Source organism: Streptomyces sp. NPDC093111 (assembly GCF_040683955.1).
Taxonomy (GTDB): Bacteria; Actinomycetota; Actinomycetes; order Streptomycetales; family Streptomycetaceae; genus Streptomyces.
The window spans coordinates 104,496-128,546 of the sequence record NZ_JBFBNW010000015.1; the positions used below are offsets into that span (position 1 = coordinate 104,496).

At 75.8% G+C, this 24,051-nt stretch carries 16 protein-coding genes; 12 read left to right on the forward strand and 4 right to left on the reverse strand.

Features of this window, described 5'->3' with window-relative positions:
* Positions 1–73 precede the first annotated feature (73 nt).
* From AB0Q96_RS26240 to AB0Q96_RS26250, 3 genes are all read left to right on the forward strand, one after another.
* Positions 74–1,510 (forward strand): WGR domain-containing protein, encoded by a 1,437-nt coding sequence (locus tag AB0Q96_RS26240; protein ID WP_365329537.1) that lies wholly within the window; start codon positions 74–76, stop codon positions 1,508–1,510.
* Positions 1,507–1,974 carry a hypothetical protein gene (locus AB0Q96_RS26245; protein WP_365329539.1) on the forward strand — a complete coding sequence of 156 codons (468 nt, stop codon included), beginning with the start codon at positions 1,507–1,509 and terminating at the stop codon, positions 1,972–1,974. The genes AB0Q96_RS26240 and AB0Q96_RS26245 overlap by 4 nt, the downstream gene beginning before the upstream one ends.
* A gap of 152 nt (positions 1,975–2,126) precedes the next feature.
* Positions 2,127–3,350, forward strand: a complete 1,224-nt coding sequence (locus AB0Q96_RS26250) for a serine hydrolase domain-containing protein (protein WP_365329541.1) — start codon at positions 2,127–2,129, stop codon at positions 3,348–3,350.
* 34 nt (positions 3,351–3,384) lie between these two features.
* Here the strand turns inward: AB0Q96_RS26250 and AB0Q96_RS26255 are convergent, their stop codons facing one another.
* From AB0Q96_RS26255 to AB0Q96_RS26265, 3 genes are all read right to left on the reverse strand, one after another.
* Positions 3,385–3,807 (reverse strand): DUF350 domain-containing protein, encoded by a 423-nt coding sequence (locus AB0Q96_RS26255; RefSeq protein WP_365329543.1) that lies wholly within the window; start codon positions 3,805–3,807, stop codon positions 3,385–3,387.
* Between the two features lie 246 nt (positions 3,808–4,053).
* Complete coding sequence (locus AB0Q96_RS26260) at positions 4,054–4,656, reverse strand: HdeD family acid-resistance protein (protein WP_365329545.1); 603 nt, start codon at positions 4,654–4,656, stop codon at positions 4,054–4,056.
* A 4-nt stretch (positions 4,657–4,660) separates the two neighbouring features.
* The gene (locus AB0Q96_RS26265; RefSeq protein WP_365329547.1) at positions 4,661–6,061 is read right to left on the reverse strand and encodes a dipeptidase; all 1,401 of its coding nucleotides are present in this window, start codon (positions 6,059–6,061) and stop codon (positions 4,661–4,663) included.
* Positions 6,062–6,344: 283 nt separating this feature from the next.
* On the opposite strand from AB0Q96_RS26265, the gene AB0Q96_RS26270 reads away from it, so the two are divergent.
* The 3 genes from AB0Q96_RS26270 (at position 6,345) to opcA (ending at position 8,851) form a co-directional block, all read left to right on the forward strand.
* Positions 6,345–6,905, forward strand: coding sequence for a DoxX family membrane protein (locus AB0Q96_RS26270; RefSeq protein ID WP_365329549.1), 561 nt, complete (start codon positions 6,345–6,347; stop codon positions 6,903–6,905).
* Positions 6,906–6,909: 4 nt separating this feature from the next.
* A complete protein-coding gene (locus AB0Q96_RS26275; protein ID WP_365329551.1) occupies positions 6,910–7,839 on the forward strand; it encodes an NADP-dependent oxidoreductase in 930 nt (309 codons plus the stop codon).
* A 100-nt stretch (positions 7,840–7,939) separates the two neighbouring features.
* Positions 7,940–8,851: a glucose-6-phosphate dehydrogenase assembly protein OpcA gene (opcA, locus tag AB0Q96_RS26280; RefSeq protein ID WP_365329553.1), complete on the forward strand. Its 912-nt coding sequence runs from the start codon at positions 7,940–7,942 to the stop codon at positions 8,849–8,851.
* Positions 8,852–8,902: 51 nt separating this feature from the next.
* On the opposite strand, the gene AB0Q96_RS26285 is transcribed toward opcA, so the two are convergent.
* Positions 8,903–10,039 (reverse strand): winged helix DNA-binding domain-containing protein, encoded by a 1,137-nt coding sequence (locus tag AB0Q96_RS26285; RefSeq protein ID WP_365329555.1) that lies wholly within the window; start codon positions 10,037–10,039, stop codon positions 8,903–8,905.
* Positions 10,040–10,360: 321 nt separating this feature from the next.
* Here AB0Q96_RS26285 and AB0Q96_RS26290 point away from each other — a divergent pair, with 321 nt between their 5' ends.
* The 6 genes from AB0Q96_RS26290 (at position 10,361) to AB0Q96_RS26315 (ending at position 24,050) form a co-directional block, all read left to right on the forward strand.
* A complete protein-coding gene (locus tag AB0Q96_RS26290; protein ID WP_365329557.1) occupies positions 10,361–11,680 on the forward strand; it encodes a nucleotide disphospho-sugar-binding domain-containing protein in 1,320 nt (439 codons plus the stop codon).
* 132 nt (positions 11,681–11,812) lie between these two features.
* Positions 11,813–12,940 carry an alpha/beta hydrolase gene (locus AB0Q96_RS26295; RefSeq protein WP_365329559.1) on the forward strand — a complete coding sequence of 376 codons (1,128 nt, stop codon included), beginning with the start codon at positions 11,813–11,815 and terminating at the stop codon, positions 12,938–12,940.
* A complete protein-coding gene (locus tag AB0Q96_RS26300; RefSeq protein ID WP_365329560.1) occupies positions 12,937–15,090 on the forward strand; it encodes a hypothetical protein in 2,154 nt (717 codons plus the stop codon). The genes AB0Q96_RS26295 and AB0Q96_RS26300 overlap by 4 nt, the downstream gene beginning before the upstream one ends.
* A gap of 34 nt (positions 15,091–15,124) precedes the next feature.
* On the forward strand, positions 15,125–16,195 hold the full coding sequence (locus AB0Q96_RS26305; RefSeq protein WP_365329562.1) for an ATPase: 1,071 nt from the start codon (positions 15,125–15,127) through the stop codon (positions 16,193–16,195).
* Complete coding sequence (locus AB0Q96_RS26310; protein ID WP_365329564.1) at positions 16,188–21,017, forward strand: NaeI family type II restriction endonuclease; 4,830 nt, start codon at positions 16,188–16,190, stop codon at positions 21,015–21,017. The genes AB0Q96_RS26305 and AB0Q96_RS26310 overlap by 8 nt, the downstream gene beginning before the upstream one ends.
* A 90-nt stretch (positions 21,018–21,107) precedes the next feature.
* Positions 21,108–24,050, forward strand: a complete 2,943-nt coding sequence (locus AB0Q96_RS26315) for a BTAD domain-containing putative transcriptional regulator (protein WP_365329566.1) — start codon at positions 21,108–21,110, stop codon at positions 24,048–24,050.
* The last annotated feature ends 1 nt before the right edge of the window (position 24,051 follow it).

The following is a 24,051-nucleotide window of genomic DNA, read 5'->3' on the forward strand; positions in this document are numbered from 1 at the left end:
ACTTTGGTCCCTGGAGTCCCCTCCGCGGGGCGGCCGTGCGCGATTGTCAGTGGCTCCCCCTACCGTTCTCGACATGACGACGAAGACCTATCTGGAGCTGTCCCAGGACGGCGGCGGCGCGCACAAGTTCTACGAAGTGACGGTCACCGGCACGGTGGTGTCGGTCCGTTACGGACGCATCGGCGCGACCGGTCAGACGCAGACCTCGACCTTCGCCACCGTCGAGAAGGCGCAGGCCGCGGCGGCCAAGAAGATAGGCGAGAAGGTCCGCAAGGGGTACGCGCCGGCGGTCCAGGGACAGCGCGCCGCCCGCGCGGTCAGCCGCCGCGAGGTCAGCTCCGCGCCCTCCACCGCCCGCGCCGTCGCCCCCGTCCTGTGGCGCTTCCGCACCGGCTCCGCGGCCTTCGGCATCCACGTGGACGACGAGCGCTGCTGGGTGGGCAACCAGGCGGGCGAGGTCTTCACCCTCGGCCACACCGGCGAGGTCCAGGCCCGCTTCAGCCTCCCGGACGGCGTCAAGTGCCTGGTCGCCGACGACTTCTGGATCTACGCGGGCTGCGACGACGGCCGGGTCTACGACCTGTCGTCCAAGCTGCCCTTCGCCGCCTACGACATCGCGGCCGACGTCGACATCTTCTGGCTCGACATCCACGAGGGCGTCCTCGACGTCGCCGACCGCTCCGGCCGGCTCACCGTCATCGACCACGAGGACGAGCACCAGTGGTCCCGCTCCGGACGCGGCGAGCACGCCTGGATGGTGCGCGCGGACGCCGACGGCGTCTACTACGGCGACAGCCGCGGCGTGACGGCCTACGCCCCCGACGGCGGCGGCGAGCTGTGGCACACCCCCGCCGAGGGCGGGGTGCTCTTCGGCTGGCAGGAGTCCGCCTCCGTCTACGCGGGCACCGCCCGCCGCAAGGTGCACCGGCTCGCCAAGCGGGACGGGCGCACCGAGGCGGTCTACGGCTGCGACAGCCCGGTGTACTCGTGCGCCACCTCCCCGGGCGGCCGGTTCGTCTTCGCCGGGGACAACGCCTCCTCCGTCTACTGCTTCGCCGAGGACGGCACCCGGCTGTGGAAGCTGGGCACCGGCGGCGGCTCCGCCCTCTCGATGCAGTACCGCGACGAGCGCCTCTACCTGGTGACCACGGACGGCTCGCTGCTCTGCGTGGACGCGAGCGAGGCGGCCATCGCCGCCGCCCAGCAGGGCACCGTCCCCGTCGCCCAGGACATCAAGCTGGCCGCCGCCCTGCCCACGTACGCCCCGGCGACCACCGTCGCCGCCGTCGACGCGGTCCGCGCCGCGCCCGCCGGCACGGTCGTCGTGGAGTGCATCCAGGAGGGCGGCAGGACCCGGGTCCACGTCGTCACCGAGGGATACGAGACCGGGTGGAACGTGCAGTTCCCGCGCGCCATCCGGGAGCCCGGCGCCCGCTACGTCGTCGACGCCCTGCACCCGGCCTCGGGCGGCTTCTACCGGGTCCGCGGCGACATCCGGCGGCTGCTGTGAGCACCTTCCACGCGGCCACGGGGGACGGGCCCGCGCCGCCCGAGGGGGACGTGGAGCAGCGCTCGCGCGAGGTGCGGGCCGCGTGGGAAGGGCTGCTCCAGATCAGACGGCTGACCAACAGCCAGGGCGGCGACCCGGCGGCGAGCCCCGCCGCCTGGGAGCTCGGACAGCCGGTGCGGGCGATCGCCCTCGCCCTGGAGGCGGCCCGGCAGCCGCCCTCCGCGCTCGACGCCGCAGGCGCCCGCACCGCCACCGGCTACCGGGTCACGGCCGGCGAGCGGCCCGGCACGGCGGTGGTCGAGTGGCTCGGCCCGCCGGGCTCCGGCGCCGCCCACCAGGAGGAGGCCGCCCTCACGGCCTGCGCCGCCGTCCTCGCCCGGCTCGGCTGGGACGCCCTGCTCTACCGGGGCCCGCGCCGACGCCACTTCCTGGAGGTGGAGGCGGCCCGGCCGGCGCGGGCGTAGGCGTAGGCGCCGGGCGGCCGGGCCGCACCGGCGATCCCGGGCGGCTCCGATCGAGTGGACTCCCCGGAACACGCCCGGGAGCGGTGCGCCCCTTCTCCGGCGCCGGTGGTCACCTGGCCGTCCTAGACCGTGACCCGGAAGAAGCCCCCGACATGCGACGACCTGGACGAAGTGCCCCCTCCCGCCGGCTGCTGGCCGCGACGCTGCTGGTGGCGTCCGTGCTGGCCCCGGTGGCCGCGACCCCCGCCACCCCCGTCCACGCGGCGAGCGCGGGCCGCCACGACACCGGCCGGAACGGCGACGACTGCCCGCCGGACGGCCTCGGCCCCGAGCTGACCGCCCGCCTGGACAAGACGATCGAGGACGTCCGCCGGCAGGCGGGCATCCCCGGCGTCGTCGTCGGCCTGTGGATGCCGGGCCGGGGCAGCTATGTGCGCGCCACCGGAGTCGCCGACAAGGCCACCGGCGCGCCGATGTTCACCGACACGTACGTCCGGATTGGCAGCGAGACCAAGACCTTCACGGTCACCGCGCTCCTGGAGCTCGTGGACGACGGGCGGATCGGGCTCGACGACCCGATCTCCCGGTACGTCCACGGCGTGCCGGACGGGCGGCGGATCACGCTGCGCCAGCTCGCCGAGATGCGCAGCGGCCTCTTCCCGTACACCGCGGACAAGGACTTCGTCCACGCCCTGCTCAGCGAGCCGCAGCGCCAGTGGACCCCGCACGAGGTGCTCGGATACGGCTTCAAGCACAAGAACACGTTCAAGCCCGGCGCGAAGTTCGAGTACTCCAACACCAACCTGGTCCTGCTCGGGCTGGTGGTGGAGAAGGTCACCGGGCACCCGCTCTCCGACGTCATCCGGAACCGGGTCCTGCGGCCCTCGCACCTGAAGGACACGGCGCTCCCGTACGCCGCCGAGTTCCCGCAGCCGCACGCCCACGGCTACACCGACCAGACGCTGAGCGGCGAGGTCGAGGACGCCACGGACTGGAACCCCAGCTGGGCCTGGGCGGCCGGGGCGATGACCTCGACCCTGCACGACCTGCGCGGCTGGGCCGAGATCCTCGCCACCGGCCGCCTGCTCAGCCCGGAAACCCAGGCGCAGCGCCTCAAGACGCTGCCGACCGGCTTCCCGGGCACCTCGTACGGCCTCGGGATCCTCGACACCAACGGCTGGATCGGGCACAACGGCTCGCTGCCGGGCTACGAGACCGTGACGGTCTACCTGCCCGAGCGAAAGGCCACCCTGGTCCTCCTCATCAACACCGACTCGCTCGTCGGCGGCCAGGAGCCGTCCACGCTGCTCGCCCGGGCGATCACCGAGGTCGTCACCCCGGACCACGTCTACGCGGGGGCGATCCCCCCGAGCTGACGCCGGACCGGCCGGGCCGGCTGGTGCGGCCGGCTCAGGCGATGGAGGCGGACAGGACCGCCGAGACGGCGAGGTTGCACGAGGCGGTCACCCAGACCGCCGGGTGCGGCTCGGGGTCGACCAGGGTGGCACCCAGCTTGCCGGGGGTCACCAGGTCCACCACGAGGAACGCGATCGCCATCATCACCAGACCGAGCAGACCGAACGCGGCCGTGGACACCAGGCCCTTGGCGAAGTCCTCGTAGGTCGTCCAGATCGAGGTGAAGACGATCCCGCCGACGCCGAGCAGCGCGGAGGACAGGAGTATCGCGGCGTTGCGGTTGCGGTCCTCCCAGATCTGCCGCCCCAGCTTCCCGGGGGTCAGCAGGTCGACCAGGAAGATGCCGAGGATCAGCAGGACGACGCCGAGGGCGCCGTACGCGGAGGCCCGGCCGAGGCCGTTGACGATGTCGCTCATGGGAATGCCGGCTCCGGGGGGAGGGGACCGCGTGCGCCGAGTGCGCGCGATCGATCGTGGTCAAGGACCGGCAAAATGTAGCGCAGCGCGCCGAGGCCCCGGCCGGGTGGGCCGGGGCCTCGGAACAGGGGGCCGGGACGGGACGCCGCCCCGGAGCGGGGCCGGGCTCGGGACGGGGGCCCGGAGCGGGGCCGGGCTCGGGACGGGAACCCCGAGCAGGGCCGGGCTCGGGATGGGGCCGCGTCTTCAGACGCCCGGCGGGATCTGCTTGGCGCGGGAGCGGACCATGAAGGCCGTCACGATCTCGGCCACGCCGACCACCAGCAGCCAGATGCCGGCGAGGACCGTCAGCACCGCCACCGACTCCAGCGGCGAGACGATCAGCACCACACCGGCCAGCGCGCTGATGACGCCCAGGGCGATCTGCCAGCCCCTGGCCGGCATCGCCGGGTCCGAGGCCGCCGCGACGGTCTGCATGATGCCGCGGAACAGCCAGCCGATGCCGATCCACAGCGCCAGCAGCAGGATCGACTGCGTCGCGCCCCGGAAGCAGAACAGGCCCAGCAGGATGCCCAGCGTGCCGCTGATGAAGGCCATCACCCGCAGCGAGGTCCTCGCGTGCGTGCCGAAGGCCGCGACCAGTTGCAGCACACCGCTGACCAGCAGGTAGATGCCGAACAGCACACCGACCACGGTCAGGGTGGCCTTAGGCCAGGCCAGCACCATCACGCCCAGGGCCAGCGCGAGGACACCCGCGATCAGCAGGGCCTGCCACGCGACCCCCGCCAGCGCGGCGAGCGGTCCGGGGGGCAGATCGCCCCGCGAGGGACGGTCGTCGGTCTGTGTCATGACGTCACTCCACTCCTCTTCGCGCGCCCTCGGAGCGGGTCGCGTACGTCCGCAGGAACAGCGCCTCGGCCAGCGCCATCGTCTCGATCTCGGAGGGGTCCACGCTCTCGTTGGGCGCGTGGATGAGGCAGCCGGGCTCCTCGACCCCGATCAGGGCGATCTCCGCGTCCGGGAACTGCCCGGCGAGCACGTTGCACAGCGGGATCGAACCGCCCTGCCCCGACTGGACCATGTCCTTCCCGTACGCCCGGCTCAGCGCCGAGCCGAGCGCCCGGTAGGCGGGGCCCTCCGTGCGGGCCCGGAACGGCTGGCCCACGCTCTCCGGCTCCACCTCGACCCGCGCGCCCCAGGGCGCGGCGCCGAGCAGATGGGCCGAGAGCGCGTCCCGCGCCTCCTCCGCGTCCATCCCCGGCGGCACCCGGAGGCTGACCCGGGCCCGTACCTTCGCCTGCACGGCGGCCGAGGAACCGACCACCGGCGGGCAGTCGATGCCGAGCACCGTCACCGCGGGCCGGGCCCACAGCTCGTCGGCGACCGTGCCCGTACCGAGCAGCGACACCCCGTCGAGGGCGCCGACGTCGGCACGGAACCGGTCCACGGGATACGGGACCCCGTCCCAGGTCCCGTCGTCCGGGAGGCCCTTGACCGTGGTGTTGCCGGCCTCGTCGCGCAGGCTGTCCAGGATCCGCACCAGCGCGGCGAGCGCGTCCGGGGCGGGGCCGCCGAACATGCCGGAGTGCATCTCGCCCTTGAGCGTCGAGACGGTCACCACCACGTTGGTCAGGCCGCGCAGCGAGGTGGTCGCGGTGGGCAGCCCGAGCGCGAAGTTGCCGGTGTCGCAGACCAGGAGGGCGTCCGCGGCGAACAGCTCCGGCCGCTGCGGCACCAGCTGCTCCAGGCCGCCGGTGCCCTGCTCCTCCGAACCCTCCGCGACGAACTTGAGGTGGACCGGGAAGCCCGTGCCGTCGGGGCCGCCGAGCGCGCGCAGGGCGGTCAGGTGCATGGCGATGTTGCCCTTGCAGTCGGCGGTGCCCCGCCCGTACCAGCGCCCGTCGCGCTCGGTCAGTTCGAACGGCGGGGTCCGCCAGGCGGCGTCGTCGAGCGGCGGCTGCACGTCGTAGTGGCAGTACAGGAGCACCGTCGGCGCGCCCTCCGGGCCCGGCGCGTGCCCCACCACCGCGTCCGTGCCGTCCGGGGTGGTCACCCGCCGCATGTCCCGCAGCCCGGCCTCCGTGAACGCCGCCACGAGGAAGTCGGCCGTCCTGGCGCACTCCTCCGGCGGGAACTGCCGCGGGTCGGCGACCGAACGCATCGCGACCAGCGCGGTCAGGTCCTCCTTGGCGCGTGGCATCAGCTCGCGGATCCTCGCGCGCAGGGCGGCGGTCTCCGGGGAATCGGCGGTCATGCGTCCCACTTCCGTCGGGCGGGCAATGCGCTTTCACTAAAGCAACACCGGACGAACGCCGCAAAACATGCCAGAAATGACCTGGATGGCCGAACATCGCAGAGGGTCGCGGCGCCACCCGGAGCAGAGTGGGGAGCACCTGTGGAGTCCACACCGCTGGAGTCCGCACCCGTGTCCGTCCACACCGCTGTCCGTCCACGCCGCTGTCCATCCACACCACTGTCCGTCCACGCCCGTGGAGCCCGCGCACTCGCCGCGGCCCCGTCACGCACCGGGAGACCCCATGACCCCGCTCAACCGCCGCGACCTGGGACTCCTCGTCCTACGGGTCGGCACCGGCGCCGTCCTGGCCGCGCACGGAACGCAGAAGCTGTTCGGCTGGTTCGGCGGCGGTGGCATCGAGGGAACCGCCAAGGGAATGGAGGCGATGGGCTTCTCGCCCGCCCGGGAGAGCGCCATCGCCGCCGGACTCGGCGAAGCGGGCGGCGGCGCCCTGCTCGCCCTCGGCCTCGCCACCCCGGCGGCCGGCGCCGCCGCGGCGGGCGCCATGGCGGGCGCGGTCGCCGTGCACGCCCCGGCCGGCTTCTTCGCCCAGGGCGGCGGATACGAGTACCCCGCCTTCCTCGGCTTCACCGCCGCCGCCATCGGCGTCGCCGGAGCGGGCCGCTACTCCGTCGACCACGCCACCGGACACGTCCTCGACCGCCCCTGGGTGGTCGCCGTCGCCTTCGTCGGCACGGCTCTGGCCGCCGCGGCCGTCGTCGGGCGCCGCGCCCAGGCCCAGGCCGAGGCGCGACCCGAGCCCGAACCCGAGCACGGGACCGCCCCGGACCCGGAGGGGTGACGCGATGCGCGCCATGACGATGCCGCGGTACGGCGGCCCCGAGGAACTCGCGCTGGTGGAGCTCCCGGACCCGAAGGTCGCCCCCGGCGAGGTCCTGGTCCGGGTGGTGGCCGCCGGCATCAACCCGGTCGACTGGAAGCTGGCCGCCGGCGGACTGGACCCCCTGATGGTCGCCCACTTCCCCCTGATCCCCGGCTGGGACGTCGCCGGGGTCGTCGAACGCAACGGCCTGGACTCCACCGAGTTCGCCCCGGGCGACGAGGTGTTCGGCTACATCCGCAAGGACAGCGCCGAGCACGGCTCCTACGCGGAGAAGGTCTCCGTCCCGGTCCGGATGCTCGCCCGCAAGCCCCGCGCGCTCAGCTGGGCCCAGACCGCGGGCCTGCCGCTCGCCGGACTCACCGCCCTCCAGGCCGCCGACCGGGTCGGCGTCGGCGCGGGTGACACCGTGCTGGTGCACGCCGCCGCCGGGGGCGTCGGCTCCCTCGGCACCCAGCTCGCGCTGGCCCGCGGCGCGCGGGTCATCGGCACCGCGAGCCCCGCCAACCACGCGTTCCTGCGCGAACTCGGCGCCGAACCCGTCGCGTACGGCCCCGGTCTCGCCGACCGCGTACGGGAACTGGCCCCGGGCGGCGTGGACGCGGCGCTCGACTTCGTCGGCGGCGAGGCCGTCGACGTCTCCGTCGAACTCCTCGCCTCGCCCACCCGCCTGGCCTCCATCGCCGACCACCGGGCGGCGGCCCTCGGCGGCCACTACGTCTGGGTGAGACCCGACGGCGCCGGGCTGACGGCCCTGGCGGCCCTGGCCGACGAGGGCCGCCTCACCGTCCCCGTCGAGAAGGTCCTGCCGCTGAGCGAGGCCGCCGAGGCATGGCGGCTCAACAGCGGGGGACACACCCGGGGCAAGCTGGTCCTCTCGGTCGGGGAGCCCTGAACACCTCGATAGTGTTCGGGAAGATCCGGAGCCCGACCGGTGCTACGGGGAGAGCGGGGCAGCACATGCGGACACGCGAGGGAAGGACCGGGCGCCGACCATGAGGATCGATCTCACGGACACCAACTCCAGCAAGATCAACAAGGCCATCCTGGAGGGCCGCCGTGCCGTCGGCACGCCGGCCGTCGGCATGGTGCTCACGCTGGTCATCGTCACCGACGAGGAACACGCCTACGACGCGGTGAAGGCCGCCAACGAAGCCTCCCGGGAGCATCCCGCGCGGACCCTGGTCGTCATCCAGCGGCACGCCCGCTCCCCGCGGGGCCGCAGCGAGACCCGCCTCGACGCCGAGGTCCGGGTCGGCACCGACGCGGGCCCGGGCGAGACCGTCCTCCTCCGCCTGCACGGCGAGCTCGGCCGGCGCGCCGACTCCGTCGTCCTCCCGCTGCTCCTCCCGGACGCGCCCGTCGTCCTCTGGTGGCCCGTCGACGCCCCCGAGGTGCCCTCCCAGGACCCCCTGGGCGCGCTCGCCCAGCGCCGCATCACCGACACCTACGCCGTGGAGGACCCGCTCGCCGCGCTCGCCACCCGCGCCGCCTCCTACGCCCCTGGCGACACCGACCTCGCCTGGACCCGGCTCACCCCCTGGCGCTCCCTGCTCGCCGCCGCCCTCGACCAGGCCGGCACGACGGTGGTCTCGGCCGCCGTCGAGAGCGAGGCCGACAACCCCAGCGCCGAACTCCTCGCCCGCTGGTTCGGCAACCGCCTCGACGTCCCGGTCGAACGCGTCGTCACCGAGGGCCCTGTCGTCACGGCCGTCCGCATGGGCACCCCGGACGGCGAGATCCGCATCGACCGCCCGGAAGGCCCGGTCGCCCACCTCGCCATCCCCGGCCAGCCGAGCCGCGTGATGGCCCTCAAGGTACGCACCACCGCGGAACTCATCGCGGAGGAACTGCGCCGCCTGGACCCGGACGAGGCGTACGCGGCGGCGCTGAGGTACGGGCGGTAGGGGACCGCCCCGACCGACGCGGTCCCCGCCCTGTCCGCGCTCCCCGCCGCCCTACCCCGGCAGCAGCCGGACCCGTCCCTCGGGCAGTTTGGTCCACCAGTTGTCGAAGCGGCGGTACAGCCACGGGTCGCGGGTGGCGAGGAGTGCGGACAGGGCGTGGGCCTCCTCGGCCAGGGCCTGCCATGTCGGGTCCGGGAGGTCGTGGAAGGCCGTCGCCTCGATGCCGCCCTCGACCGGGCGCCACACGCCCGCCACGTATCCGTCGACGAGCAGCGTCGGGAGCACGTCCCCGTTGACGCGGATCACCACGCGGCGGTACTCGGGCGGTATCACGCGGCTCCGGTCGGCGTACGCGAGCAGGACGCTGTCCCACATGGGCAGCAGGCGGGGCGGGGCGGGAGCGTCGCCGGGCGGTCGCAGGGCGCCGGGGAGGTCGAAGAGCGGGGTGCCGTCGGGGCCTTCGAGGTGGTCCAGCTCGGCGTCGAGGTCCTTCAGGACGTGGCGGAGCGGGGCGCGCCGGACCATCGCGAACTGGGCCATGTCCGCCACCGACGCGGGGCCGAAGCCCTCCAGGTAGCGCAGCACCAGGCCCCGCAGCGCCTCGGGCGGGACCTCGCGGCCCGTGACGGGCGCGCCGCCGGAGGTCACGTACGACGGGCGCGGGCCGAACGACCAGGGCCCGCCCGTCGGATGGTGGTGCAGCGGCGCGTACGCCCGCAGCCCCCACCACGCGCCCTCCGCCCGCTCCGCGCCGACCCGCTCCGCCAGCCACCCGCGCAGTTCGGCCACCGTGCGCGGCTCCTCGGCGAAGGCCAGCAGGCCCGGCACCAACTCCTCGCCGTCGGCGGGGGTCAGGCCCGTCTCCGCGAACCGGAACCCGAGCCGCGAACCGTACAGCGTCTGCTGCAACGCCTCCCGGAACATCCGGTAGTCCCCGGCGTGCACCGCGTGCAGGGTGATCCGCATCAGCGACGCCTTCACCACCTCACGGCGCGCGAAGACGCCGTCCACCTCGTCGGGATCCAGCCCGACGAGCCGGTTCCACAACGCCAGATACGGCGAGCCGGGGTGCTGCGCCTGAAGCGCCACGACCCGCCGGACGCCCTCGGCCACACCCAACGGGGCACGTTCGAGGAGGAGTTGACGGCCGAGAGTGGCGCGGTTGAGCTCACGTGCGGTGATCTTCACGGGGGTATTGTCCCCGGGACCCGACGGGCCGGGTCCGTCCCCCCGGCAGTCCGGGTCCACCCCTCAGCGCGCCGGTCCGTCCCCCTCGCAGTCCGGATCCGCCCCTCCGCGCCGGGTCCGCCCCTCCGCGCCGGGTCCGCCGCTCTCCCCGCGGTCCTGGTCCCTCCCTCCGGGCCGGGCCCGCCCCCTCCCAGCAGCCCGACGCGCCGTCCGCAGGCAACGCTTCGGAGGCGTGTCGCCGCAGGTCGTACGCTCGCTACGCGCGTCACCCGTGCGGTGCGCGCCGACCGCAACACATCCGTACCCAGGGGGAATTTCACCGTGTCCAGGATCCTCGTCGCCGCCACGCCCGTGTCCGGCCATCACGCGCCGCTGCTCCAGATCGCCCGCCACCTCTCCGGCCTCGGGCACGAGGTCGTCTTCCTCGGGGGCTCCCGGTTCGGCGCGCAGGTCGAGGCGGCCGGTCCCGTGTTCCGGGCGCTGCCCGCCGCCGCCGACTACGACGACCGTGACCTGACCGCCCGTTTTCCCGGACGGGAGGCCATCCCGGCCGGACCCGAGCAGGTCATGTGGGACGTCATGCACGTCTTCGGCGACCCGATCCCCGCCCAGCTCGGCGCGCTCCGCGAGGTGCTGGCCGGCTTCCCGGCCGACGTGGTCCTCCACGACAACCTGTTCCTCGGCGGCGTGGCGCTCGCCCTCGGCGAGGAACGGGACCGCCGCCCGGCCGTGTTCAGCGTCGGCATCTCGCCGCTCGGCGTCGAAAGCCGGGACACCGCGCCGCACCTGCTGGGCCTGCTGCCGCCCGTCGACGACGCCGAGCGGGCCCGGTACGCCGAGCTGGCCGCGCGGATGGCCGAGCGGAGCAAGCCGCTCGCGGCGCACCTGCGCGGCTGCTTCACGACCGCCGGGGTGACGCTGGCGGAAGGCTCGCTCGGCTGGCTCCGGATCCAGGCAGCCGACGCGTTCCTCCAGCTCACCGTGGCCGGTTTCGAGTACCCGCGCGGCGACCAGCCCGCCACCGTCCGCTTCGTCGGCGCGATCCCCATCGACCCGGGCACCGCCCAGGAGCCGCCCGCCTGGTGGCCCGAGCTCCTGACCGCACGCGCCGACGGGAAGCGGATCGTGGTCGTCACCCAGGGCACCCTCGCCAACACGGCCCTCGGCCGGCTCGTCGTCCCCACCGTGCGGGCCCTCGCGGACCGCGACGACGTCTTCGTCGTCGCCGCCACCGGGCGCCCCGACGCGGCCGAGCGGGTCGCCGCCGACCTGCCCGCCGTCCCGGCCAACGCCCGCGTCGCCGGCTTCGTCCCCTTCGCCGACCTCCTCCCGCTGACCGACCTGCTCGTCACCAACGGCGGCTACGGCGGCACCCAGGCCGCGCTCGCCCACGGCGTCCCGCTGGTCGTGGCCGGCGACACCGAGGACAAGCCGGAGGTCGCCGCCCGCGTCGAGTGGTCCGGCACCGGCGTCAACCTCCGTACCGGCGACCCCACCGTCGAGGCGCTCCGCTCCGCCGTGGACACCGTCCTGTCCGCCCCCTCGTACCGTGAGCGCGCCGCCGGCCTCGCCAAGGAGTACGCGGCCCACGACGCCCTCGCCCTGATCGACGGCCTCGTCACCGGGGCCGCCGGCCGCTGAGTCCGACCGCCGCGATCCCGCCAAGCTGACGGAGGAGTTGGCCGAGACCCGGTGAAGCTTCCGCAACGGCTTGCTCCCGCCCCGCCCCACCCGTAAGGATCGCCCGCACACAACGTGGAGAACGGGGACGCCATGAAACCTCGCCTGGTCTTCGTCCACGGCATCGGCGGACCCCGCGACGCCGCCGCCGACCTGGACGAATGGCTACGGGCCGTGGCCTCGGGCGCGCGCGCCGCCGGACACGGCGGACGGATCTCCGGCCTGACCGGAGGCTGGGCGGCCGACGCCCGGTTCGCCTACTACGGCGACCTGTTCCGCACCGCCGGAAGCCAGGGGAGCGGCGGCGGTCCGGGGGACGACGAGGACGACGCGGTGCTCGCCGAGCTCCTCCTGGAAGCGGTGGACGGGCGCCTCGCCGACCCCGACGCCCCCCTCTCGGCCGCCGAGACCCGCGCCCTGCGGCACGCCCGCACCCAGCTCGCCCCGCCGCCCGGGGCCCAGGGCGCGGGCGCGCCCGCCCGGCGCGTGGTCAACGCGGTCACCACCCTGCTCGCCGTCCCCGGGATACGCGCCCTCGGCGGCTGGCTCAGCGCCCGCACCACGGCCGGCATGCTCGGCCAGGTCGCCCGCTACCTCAACCGCGCCGAACCCGACGCCACCGGCACCACCCTCGACCGGCGCGTCCGCGCCCGCGTCGCCGACTGCCTGGACCCCGACGGCCCCAACATCGTCGTCGCCCACTCCCTCGGCACCGTCGTCGCGCTGGAGACGCTGCACGAGATCACGTACGGGACTGCCGACGGCACGCGGACGGCGGACGGAACGGGGACGGCGGACGGAACGGGGACGGCGGACGGAACGGGGACGGCCGAAGGCGCGGGGACGGCCGCCGGCACGCGGACGCCGGCCGGCAGCCCGGACGGTGTCCCCGCCGGGCGCCGCCGCCCCGACGTGCCGCTGTTCGTCACCCTCGGCTCCCCGCTCGGCATCCGGTCCGCCGTCCAGCCCCGGGTCCGCCCCCACCCCCTCGCCACCCCCGCCTCCGTGGGGCGCTGGCTCAACTTCTGGGACCGGGACGACCTCGTGGCCGCCCGCCCGCACCTGGAGACCTTCGTACGGCCCAACGCCGCCGCCGTCGTCCCGGCCTCCCGGCGGGTCGACTCCGACGGGGCCTGGGTCCACCCGGCGGCGAAGTACCTGGCGCAGCCCGCCGTCGCCGGTCCGCTCGTCGAGGCCCTGACCACTCTCGCGGAGCGATGACCGGACCGCGCCATGTGCTGGTGATCGGAGCCCAGTGCCCCGCACTCGGCCTCCTCGACGAGCTGGAGCAGGCCACCCGCGCCCTCCACGACACCCTCACCACGCCGTGGGCCGGTGCCTGCGAGAAGGACCAGCCGCACGGCCCGACCCTGCTGTACGGCCCCGGGCTCACCCGTACCGGCGTCGAGGAGGCCGTCCGGCGCGCCGGACGCGCCGCCGCCGAGGCCGGAGCGGTCCTCGTCCTCGGACTGCTCGGCCACGGCATGGCGGCCGGCACCCGGCTCTACTTCATGGCCGGCGACTCCCGGTCAGAGGACCCGTCGAGCGCCGTCGACGTCGGCTCGCTGCTCACCGGACTCGTCGACACCCCCGGGATCGACGGGGTGGTGGCCCTCGTCGACACCTGCCACGCGGGCAACGCCACGCCCGACCTCGGCTCGCTGGCCCTGGGCATCCGGCGCGGCGACACCCGCTTCTCGCTGCTCATGGGGTCGGGCGCCGACGAGGAGGCGTACGAGCTCCGCTTCAGCCGCACCCTCGTCAAGGTGCTCGACGCGGGCATCGCCGAAGGCGGCGAGACCCTCCTCCCCGCCGCCGTCGTCCGGGCCGTCCGCGCGGACGGCGGCACCGAGGGCCAGAACGTCCACCACACCGACTACGACGGCGCCCCGTTCGCCGAGGCGGCGCTCTGGCTCGCCCGTAACGCACGCCACGGCGAGGCCCGTTCGGGCGCCCTGTTCGGTCCGGTCGGCCGGGCGGACCTCGACCTGGCCGTCGGACCCGTCGCCGACGCGCTCGTCCACCCCAGGGACCTGGACGGGCTCCGCGACCGCGTGGCCGCGCTGCCGGAACCCCGGCGCAGCTGGGCCCGGCGGGTGACGACCGCCCTCCAGGCAGCCGTACGCACCCAGGCACTGCTCGCCGAGTGGCCGGGTGACGACCTGACCAGCGCCCTGCTGCGGCGGGCCCTCGCCGAGGCGTGCCCGGCCCCGCTCTCGCCGCTGCCGGACTCCTCCGGCGGCGAACTGCTCCGCGACACCGTGGAGTACCTGCTGCTGCGGGCCCCGCGCGCCGAACAGCGGCTCACCGAACCCCTCGCCGCCTTCGTCGCCGTCCTGGCCAGGGACACCCACGTCGACCCGCGCGACCGCGCCCTGCGGGCCTGGGCGGGCGCCGTCGACGCCGCGATCGACCTCAACGACGCCTTCGAACGGCTCGCCGAGCACGACCGGGAGACCCGGCTGCGGCTGGTCGTGAGCCTGCACGCCGCCGTCGGCGACGACTGGCCCGAGTCGCTGGCCGTCTGGCTCCTCGACGGCGGGACCGTGCTGCGGCACGAGGAGTTCCCCTGCGCCGGGCAGGACCGCACCGGCGTCGAGCGCACCCTCGGCGGCGTGCTGCGCTGGGCCTCCCGGCACGCCGACGCCCTCGACACCCCGCTGCGCCGGGTCGAGATCGCCGCCCCCGCCCCGCTGCTCGCCACCTGGCGCCCCGAGGACACCGACTTCGGCATGCGCCTGGGCGACCTCCACGACGTGGTGCTGCGCTGGAGCGACCGCATACAGCCGCCCGACCACCTGTGGTGGATCAACGACCAGGCCCGGACGACCCTGAAGGCCATGGCGGAGCACGCCGACGGCAGCCGGGTCGACTGGTTCGGCGAGGCCGACACCCGCCGCGCGGACGAACTCCACGAACGGCTGCGCCGGTCCGCGCCCCGCAGTCGCGCCGTCGCCCTCGAACACCGGCCCGCCCACCTCAAGGACATGATGGAGATCCTGCTGGCCGCCTCGCCCATCGTGATGTGGCCGAACCCCGAACAGGCGGGCCCGGGCGACCCGCCGGCGCCGGGCGCGCGCGAGGGCGCCGGCGCCCCCGTACCGGAGCCCGTGCGCCGGTCCGTGGACACCTACTGGCACCTGCTGCCCGCCGAGTTCAGCCGCGCCTACCGGGAGCGCCGGCGGCCCGCCCCCGGGCCCGGGGGCGCGTGCGGACACGCCGACGCGGGGCGACGCCATCTCGCCGGACTGCGCACCGTGTGGGACGGTCACGAGTGGCTGGAATTCTGCAAATGGTTCGATCGAGAGCACACGGCTCGGGAACAGTTCTCCAGGGAAAGGTTCCTGACGGAGGGGGAGAGCCCCGCATGACCCGGCAGCGTTTCACGGAGGGGGAGGAACCCGCATGACCTGGCAGCCTTTCTACGTCGGCACCGGCGCCGCCCCGGCCGACCCCGAGAGCCCCGTCGCGCTCCCCCCGGCCCCGCCCTGGCGCGAGTTCCCGCGCCGCTCCCTGCACGAGCAGTTCGTGCCCCCGCCCGGCCTCGTCGAGGCAGTCAACGCCGCCCTCGCGCTGCGCCGCCCGCTGCTCGTCACCGGACCGGCGGGCTCCGGCAAGTCCACCGTCATCGAGCAGGTCGCCGCCGAACTCGCCCTCGGCACCGTCCTGCGCTGGCACATCACCTCCCGCAGCAGCCTCACCGAGGCGCTCTACCGCTACGACGCCCTCGGCCGCATCCACGCCCAGCGCCTCAAGGGGCGCGACGCGGGCGACGACATCGCGGCCCAGCGGCTCAAGGGCCGTGAAGGCGGCGACGACCTCGCGGCCCAGCGCCTCAAGGGCCGCGACGCGGGCGACGACATCGCGGTCCAGCGGCTCAAGGCTCGGGACGGCGGCGACGACATCGCGCCCTTCCTGCGGATGGGCCCCCTGGGCACCGCCCTGCTCCCCACCGCCCGGCCCCGCGCCCTGCTGATCGACGAGATCGACAAGAGCGACCTCGACCTCCCCAGCGACCTGCTCGACGTCCTCGAACGCGGCGAGTTCGAGATCCCCGAGCTCGCCCGCTACGGGGCCGACGTCGTCCACGTACGGGAATGGCAGGGCGACGCCCACCACGAGGTACGGCGCGGGCGCGTGCAGTGCACCGAGTTCCCGTTCATCGTCATGACCAGCAACGGCGAACGCGACTTCCCCGCCGCCTTCCTGCGCCGCTGCGTCCGTTTCACCATGCCGCTGCCCACCCCCGAGACCCTGCTGCGGATCGTCGAGGCCCACATGGGCCCCGAAACCGCCCGCACCCCCGAGGCCGACCGGCTCCTCAGCGTCTTCCTCGAACGGCTCACCGCGGGCGAGAGCCTCGCCGTCGACCAGCTCCTCAACGCCGTCCACCTGCTCGCCGGCGCCGGCGCGCCCGACGAGAACCGGCGGCAGGCCATCGAGGACCTGATCCTGCGCGAGCTCTCCCATGCCTGATCCGCTGCCCGGACTGCTCTCCGCCCTGCGCTCCGCCGTCCCCGACCTGGACGGCACCGCGCTGGCGGAGGCGCTCTGGCTGGCCGCCCACATGGCCGGGGACCCGACCACGCCCACGGACCGGCCCGCACCCCCACCCGCACCGTCCCCCACCGACCGGCCCGAGCCGCCGAGGCCGCCGGAGAGCCCGCCCCGCCCCGGAGAGCCCGCCCCGGCGCCCGCACCCCGCCCGCCCGCCCCGGCCGTCCGACCCGCCGCCGAGCTGCGCCCCCTGCACGAGCGGCTGCCCGGCAGCGGCGTCCACGTGCGCGGACACGCCGTGGGCGCGCCCCGCGCCGCCGGACTGCCGCACGCCCTGGAACTGACCCGGGCGTTACGCCCGTGGAAGCGGCGCTGGCCCCGCGGCCGGCACGCCGAGCTCGACATCGACGCGACCGTCGACGGCTACGCCCGCAGCGGCGAACTGATCCCCGTCCTCGCCGCGGCGCCCGAGCGCTGGTTCGACCTGGCCCTCGTCGTCGACCGCTCGCCCGGCATGCGCGTCTGGCGCGAGACGATCGCCGAGTTCACCGCCGTCCTCGACCGGCTCGGCGCCTTCCGCACCCTCCAGGTCACCGACCTCGCCTTCGACGACTCCGGCGAACCCCTCGTCCCCGGGCAGCTGCGCTCCTCCGACGGGCGCCGGCTCGTCGTCGTGGTCTCCGACTGCATGGCCGACGCCTGGCGCCGCCCCGAGGTCTGGCACCTGCTGCGGGAGTGGGCGGGCACCACCCCCACCGCCGTGCTCAACCCCCTGCCCACCCGGCTCTGGCGGCGCGGCGGCCTCAACCTCCCCACCGCGCGCTTCACCCCCGCCGCCCCCGGCACCCACCGCAGCCGCGTCCCCGTCGCGCCCCCGCCGCTGCTCGGCCCGCCCCGCCCCCGCGACCCCGACGGCCCCGGCGGATCCGGTGGCGCGGGCGGCCCCGGCGGCGACTGGCTGCCCATCCCCGTGCTCTCCCTGACCCCGCACTCCCTCGGCCGCTGGTCGCACAGCCTGATGCGCGGCGCACCCGAGGGCTGCACCGCCGTCCTCGTCCCGCCGACCGGACGCACCACCGGCCCCGCCCGGCCCCCGGCGCTCCCGCTGCCGCCCGAGACCCTCGCCCGCAACCTGCTGCGCACCGCGTCGCCGCGCGCGGCCCGCCTGGCCGTGCTCTGCTCCCCGTTCGAGCGCCTCAGCCTGCGCCTGATCCACGTCCTGCGCGAACAGCTGGTCCCGGAGGCGGGCATCGCCGACGTGGCCGAACTCGTCACCAGCGGGCTCTTCGACCTGGAGGAGAACGCCACCGGCGGCGTCGAACTGGTGCTGCCGCCCGAAGCCCAGACCGTCCTGCGCGCCCAACTGCCCGCCCACGAGCTGTGGGCCGTCCACCTGGAGCTCGACCGGTACGTCGCCACCCGCGACGCGGGCCCCGCCCGGCTGCCGTCGGTCGCCCACGACGGGGACGGACCGCAGGACTGGGCCGCCGAGAAGGAGGCCTTCGCGCGGGCCTCGCGGCGCACCCTGGAACTCCTCGGCTTCGCCGACCCGAAGCGCCCGGACGGGGCGGAAGGGGCCGAACCCGAGGCGTTCGTCGGACACACGGAGCTCGTCGAACGGGTGGTCCGCGAGCTCGCCGCGGGCGACGAACTCGTCTACGTGACCGCGCGCGACGGAGTCCCCGGCGCCGGGCGCACCGCCTTCGCCCGGCACGTGGCCGACCGCGCCCGCGCGCACTTCCCCGACGGCGTCGTCTTCGTGTCGCTGCGCGGCTCCACCCCGCATCCGCTGCCGCCCGAGGCCGCGCTCTACCTGGTGCTGCGGGAGCTCGGCGTCGCGGACGAGGAGATCCCGGACGAACCCACGTCGCGCCAGTTCGAAGCCTTGGAGCGGATGGTGCGCGACACGCTCGCGGACCGGCGGGTGCTGCTCGTCCTGGACGACCTGGGCGGCCAGCAGAGCATGTACCGCTTCTCCACCACCCCGCCGCGCGGCTGCGCCTGCCTGGTCACCGGCCGCGAGAAGCCCACCGGGTGGCGGGCCGAGGACATCGTCGAACTGCCACCCCTCAGAGGCCGGGACGCCGCCCGGCTGCTCGCCGCCCGGATGGGTCCCGACACCACCGTGGACGAGGCGCTGGAGGTCGTCGGCCCGAAGGCCTGGTGGCCGCTCTCGCTGCGGATCCTGGGCGGCACGCTGGCCCTCGACCTCGACCCGAAGCACAGGACGAGCGGGATCCCGGGACTGCGCCGCGCGACGGAACAGGCCGTGGCCCCCGAGCTGCTGGTACGCCACCGGCTCGACCTGGACCGCTGGCAGGGCAGCCTCGCGGGCACGCTGGAGCGCCTCGCGGTCGTCAGCTCCGGCGAGTTCACGCTCCAGGAGGCCGTGGCCGTCCTGGAGAGCAGCACCGCCGGATCCTCCCGCCTGCTCGACACCCTCGTCCGCGCCGGCCTCCTGGAGCGCACGGGCCCGGAACGGTTCGCCTTCCCCAACGCCGTCCACGCGGAGGTCGAGAAGGGCACGCCGTTCGAGCCCCGCCGCGTGGTGGCCCGGGAGCGCATCGCCCGCTTCCGCCGCGCCGCCGCCGCGGCCCTCCGCGAGGAACGGCACCCCGGCAGCGCCCTGCCCGTCCTGCTCGGCGTGGAGCCCGAACCGGCGCCGTACCCCGAGGTGTGGATCCCGAACGCGCTGTCCCCCTCGGGGCTGGGACCGCCGGGCCTGGAGTCCGACACCCTGTTCCTGCTCCACGAGACCGCCGCCTCGCCGCTGCACCGCGCCCGCTTCACGCGGGCCGCGCGCTCGCTGATCGACGGACGCTCGCTGCACGCCGACGAGGCATGGGTCCGGGCCGTCGTCGCGCTGGCCCACGCCCAACTGGCCGCCGGGCGCCCGCGCGAGGCCTGGGACACCGTGCACAAGGCCAGCACCTTCCAGCTCCAGGGCGACGCGGCCACGTACGGCCCGACCGCCCTGCTGTTCGCCCGGCTCTCCCTCGACGGGCGGCCGGACGACACGCGGGCGGCGGTCTCCTGGGCGGAGGAGGCCCTGGCCTATCTCGACGTCGGCCGCACCGCCCGGAGCCCGGAGACCGCGGACGCGCTGACCTGCCTCGAACGGGCCCTCGCCGAGTCCCGGAACTACGAGGAACTGCTCTCCGTACAGCAGCGGTTGAGACGGCAGCTCGCGGCCAGGGGACTCGACGCGCAGGAGGGGCAGGTGCTGGTCCGGTTCGCCGACACCCTCCTGTACCTCGACCGGCCGGCCGAGGCCGTGGCCCCGGCCCGGCGTGCCCTGGAACTGCTCGAAGCGGCGGGCGACACGGAGGGCCGGGAGGCCGCCGAACAGCTGCTCCGCACCGCACGGGAATCGGCGTACGCGTCGGCCGGGCGGACCTTCGTCATGCTGGAGGGGCCCGACCCCGAGCTCCTGGAGTCGGACGTGCTGACCGCCCTCGGCCGCGCCGGAGTCGGCGCCCGGCACGAGACCGATCTCGTCGGGGACGGGGTCCTGCTGCGCGTCGACTCCGTCGTCCCCGTCGACGAGGTGCTGCGCGCCCTGGTCGACCGGCTGCCCGGACCGTCGGAGGGCGGCGTCGGCCGCCCGCTGCGCATCGGGGTGCACACGGGCCCGGCGCGGCTCGGCCCGGACGAGACGCCCCCCGGCCTCGGCGTCGAGTACACCCGGGAGATGCTGCGGTCCGCCGAGTTCCACCGGGTGTCCGCGAACTACCCGGACGACACCACGCTCTGCGTCTCCCCGGAGGTGTTCGCCCTGGTGCGCGGCACCGACGCCGTCCGGCGCTTCACGGCGCAGGAGGTCCGCACGCAGGACGGCACCGAGGTCTGCGTGATCCTCACCCCGCTCCTCGACCTCTCCGCGTACGACGGCGAACTCCTCTCGCTGGCCCGCGTGTTCAACGAGCTCGACCCGGAAGGCCGGCGCTTCGCGGCGCTCCTGCGGGACTGCCTCGACGGCGCGCTCGACCCGAGGAACACCGGCCGGTTCGACGTGCGGGACCTGACGGCCGACGAACAGGCGCGGATCCGCGGCCAGGTGCGAGCGGCGCTCCAGGACGTCTTCCCCTTCGTACGGGGCAGGACGTTCGGCCTGGTGTGGCGACGCCCGCAGGGCGACGTGCCGTTCGACGTCAAGCTCTCCCTCCACGGCCCCCGCGAGACCTTCGCCCCGAACGCCGTCGGCACCGTCGCCCTCATCGTGTACGCGGACGACCCGCAGGCCACCTGGTCCGCCGGCCTCGTCCGGGTCCGGCCCGAACACCTCGGCGCCCCCGGCGAACGGGACGGCCTCGCGGCGCTCACCCCGGACGCGCACCGCAGCGGCGTCCTCTGGCTGCACCGCGACGCGCCCCTGCCCGACAACGTCCTGCTGCGGCTGCCCCCGGACACCCGGGACGCGATCCTCTCCCGCCCCGACGACGTCTCCCGCGTCACCGAGCTCTTCCGCCGGGTCCGCTTCCGCACGGTGCCCGCCGCCGCGCTGCGCCCCCTGATCCGGGAGACCGACCCGGCCCGCACGGTGCGCTTCGCGGGCACCGCCCTGCGCGAGGACGGCCTGCTGCTCCTGACCGGCAACCCGCGCGGCCGGGAGACCGCCGGGACGCTGCGGCTCCCGGTCCCCGAGACGGACGAGTACGTGTGCGCCCCGCTCACCCGGCGCCGCTCCGAGCACGGCGCGCGGCCCTCGGTCGTCGCCGGCGGGGCCGCCTGGGTCGTGGCGGGGGAAGGCGACGAACTCGCCCCGCTCCCGGCCGGGTTCCCGGCCCTCCGCAACCGGTGAGCGGACCTCGTGCGCCGCGACCGGTGGGACGGAGCCGGCCGCGGAACCGGGCGCGGAACCCGGGAACCGCCGCGTGATCTAATGCCGGGAATGCGCTTCGGAATCCTCGGCGACACCCGGGCCTGGCACGACGACGGCACCGAAGTGGCCCTCGGCGGGCCCGCGCGCAGGGCCCTGCTGGCCCTGCTCCTCGTGCGCCCCGGCGCCGTCGTGCCGGCCGAACGGCTGGCCGAGGAGATCGAACCGGGCGGCGCGGTGACCGCGCACGCGCTGCAGTCGCAGGTGTCCCGGCTGCGGGCGGCGCTCCCCGCGGGCGTGGCGATCGAGCGGAGCGGCTCCGGCTACCGCCTCGTCATCCATCCTGACGCCCCCGACGCCTCCGATGCCGTGGACGCCGTACGGTTCGAGCGGGCCGCCGCCGAGGGGCGCGCCGCCCTCCGCGACGGCGACCCCCGGCGGGCGGCGGCCGTGCTGCGCGAGGCGCTCGGACTGTGGCGGGGGCCCGCGCTGGCCGGGCTGCCCGACAGCGAGACCGCCCGCACGGCCGCGGTCCGCCTGGAGGAGCTGCGGCTCGCCGCCGTCGAGGACCGGATCGAGGCCGAACTGAGCGCGGGCGAACACCGGGCCGCCGTCCCCGAACTGCGCGCGCTGGTCGACGCGCACCCGCTGCGCGAACGCCCGGCCGCCCTGCTGATCCGGGCGCTGTTCGCCCAGGGCGGCCAGGCGGAGGCGCTGCTGGTGTTCGAGGAGACCCGACGCCGGCTCGCCGACGAGCTCGGCGCCGACCCCTCACCCGAACTGAGCCGCCTCCACCGCGAGTTGCTGGACTCCGGCGGACTACCCGCCCCCGCGGGACCGCCCGCCCCGCTCACCGCGTTCATCGGCCGCGACGCCGAGACCGCCGAACTCGCCGCCCTCCTCGGGACGGCCCGGCTGGTCTGCCTCACCGGCCCCGGCGGCGTCGGCAAGACCCGCCTGTCCGCCGAGGTCGCCCGCGGGCTGCAGGACGCCGGCGACGAGATCTGCTTCGTGGAACTGGCCGCCCTGCCCGACGGATCCGGCCTCGCCCAGGCGCTCCTCGCCGCGCTCGGCCTGCGCGGGAGCGGCCTCCAGCTCGCGGAGGGCCCGCTGGAGCCCGTCGACCGCCTCGTCACGGCCCTGGCCGCCCGGCCGCTCCTCCTCGTCCTCGACAACTGCGAGCACCTCGTCGACGAGGCGGCGGCCCTGGTGGCACGCCTCCTGTCGGCCTGCCCCCGGCTACGCGTCCTCGCCACCAGCCGGGAACCCCTCGGAGTGATCGGCGAACACGTACGACAGGTCCGGCCGCTCGACCCGGCCGCCGCCGTCCGCCTCTTCGAGGACCGGGCCCGTGCCGTACGCCCGGGGCCCGCGCCCGACCCCGCGACCGTACGCCGGATCTGCGCCGCCCTGGACGGACTCCCGCTCGCCGTCGAACTCGTCGCGGCCCGGCTGCGGACCCTGGAACTCGACGAACTCGCGGGCCGGGTCGGCGACCTCCTCGCGGTCACCGCCCGGGGCAGCCGGACCGCCGACGCCCGGCACCGCACGCTGCGCTCGGTGGTCGCCTGGAGCTGGGACCTGCTCACGGCCGACGAACAGCGCGCGGCCCGGCGCTTCGCCGTCTTCACCGGAGGAGCGACCGCCCAGGCCGCCCTGCGCGTCTGCGGCATGGACGGCGACACCCTCGAATCGCTGGTCGACAAGTCGCTGATCGAAGCCGCGGGCGGCGGACGCCACCGGATGCTGGAGACCGTACGCGCCTACGCGGCCGAGCGGTTGGGGGAGGCGGGCGAGGAGGAGCCGACCGGACGACGGCACGCCGAGCACCTCCTCGGCGTGCTCGACGAGGCCGCCCCGCATCTGCTGCGGGCCGCCCAGCTCGCATGGCTCCCGCGCACCGCCGCCGAGGACGGCGACCTCGCGGCGGCGACCCACCGCGCCCTGGCCGCCCACGACCCCGGCACGGCCCTGCGCCTGCTCGCCGCCGCCGCCACCTCGCTGTGGATCCGCGGCGCCGCCGCGCCGCTCGCCCCCCGGGCCGCCGCCGTGCTCGACGCGCTCGGCACCACACCGCCGGACGGACTGGGGGAGGAGTACGCGGTGTGCGTGCTGCTCGCGGCGGCCGGCCCGCCCCCCGCCGACGGCACCGAGCCGCCCTGGCGCCGCTGCCGCGACAGCGCCCAACGGGCCCTGGACGAGGCGTGGTCGGGGGAGCGGGCCGGGCGCCGCCCGGCGGCGCTGCTGGTGTGGATGCTGCGGAACGCGGGGGAGCCCGACCCCGGGGCCGCGTTCGCGCTCGTGTCGGCGCAGCACGCCGCTCCGGAGCCGTGGGCCCGGGCGGCGGCCGCCTTCGTGGCCGGGTACGGGCCACTGGCCGAGGGCGACATCGAGGGCGCCGAGCGGGCCTTCACCGAGGCCGTCGACGGCTTCCGCGCGCTCGGCGACCGCTGGGGCACCGCCCTCGCGCTGGACGCCCTCGCCGGACTCGCCGGAGTCCGCGGCGACCACGGGGCCGCCGTGGCCCTGACCGACCGGGCCCTGGCGCACGCCCGGGAACTCGGCGCACTGGAGGACTCCGCCGACCTCCTCGTCAACCGAGGCGACCACCACATCGCCCGCGACCCCGCCCGGGCCCGCGCCGACTACACCGAGGCCGCGGCCCTCGCCCGCGCCGGCGGCAGCTCCGCCGGTCTCGCGGCCGCGCTGCGCGGACTCGGCGACCTCGCGCTCCTGGACGGCGACCTCGACGAGGCGTCCCGCCGCTACGGCGAGGCCCTCGACCGGATCGACCCGCTCTGGGTGCGGAACCTGGGCAACCGCGTCTGCTGCCTCGCCGGCCTCGGCCGGGTCGCCGAGGCCCGCGGCGACGCCACGACGGCCCGCGCCCGCTACCGTGAGGCCGCCGCCTCCGTCGCCGGACTGGGACCCGGACTCGCGGACACCCTCCGCCTGATGGGCCTGCCCGCGGGCACCGTGGACGCCGTCCTGCACGCGCACCCACCGGCCCGGTGAG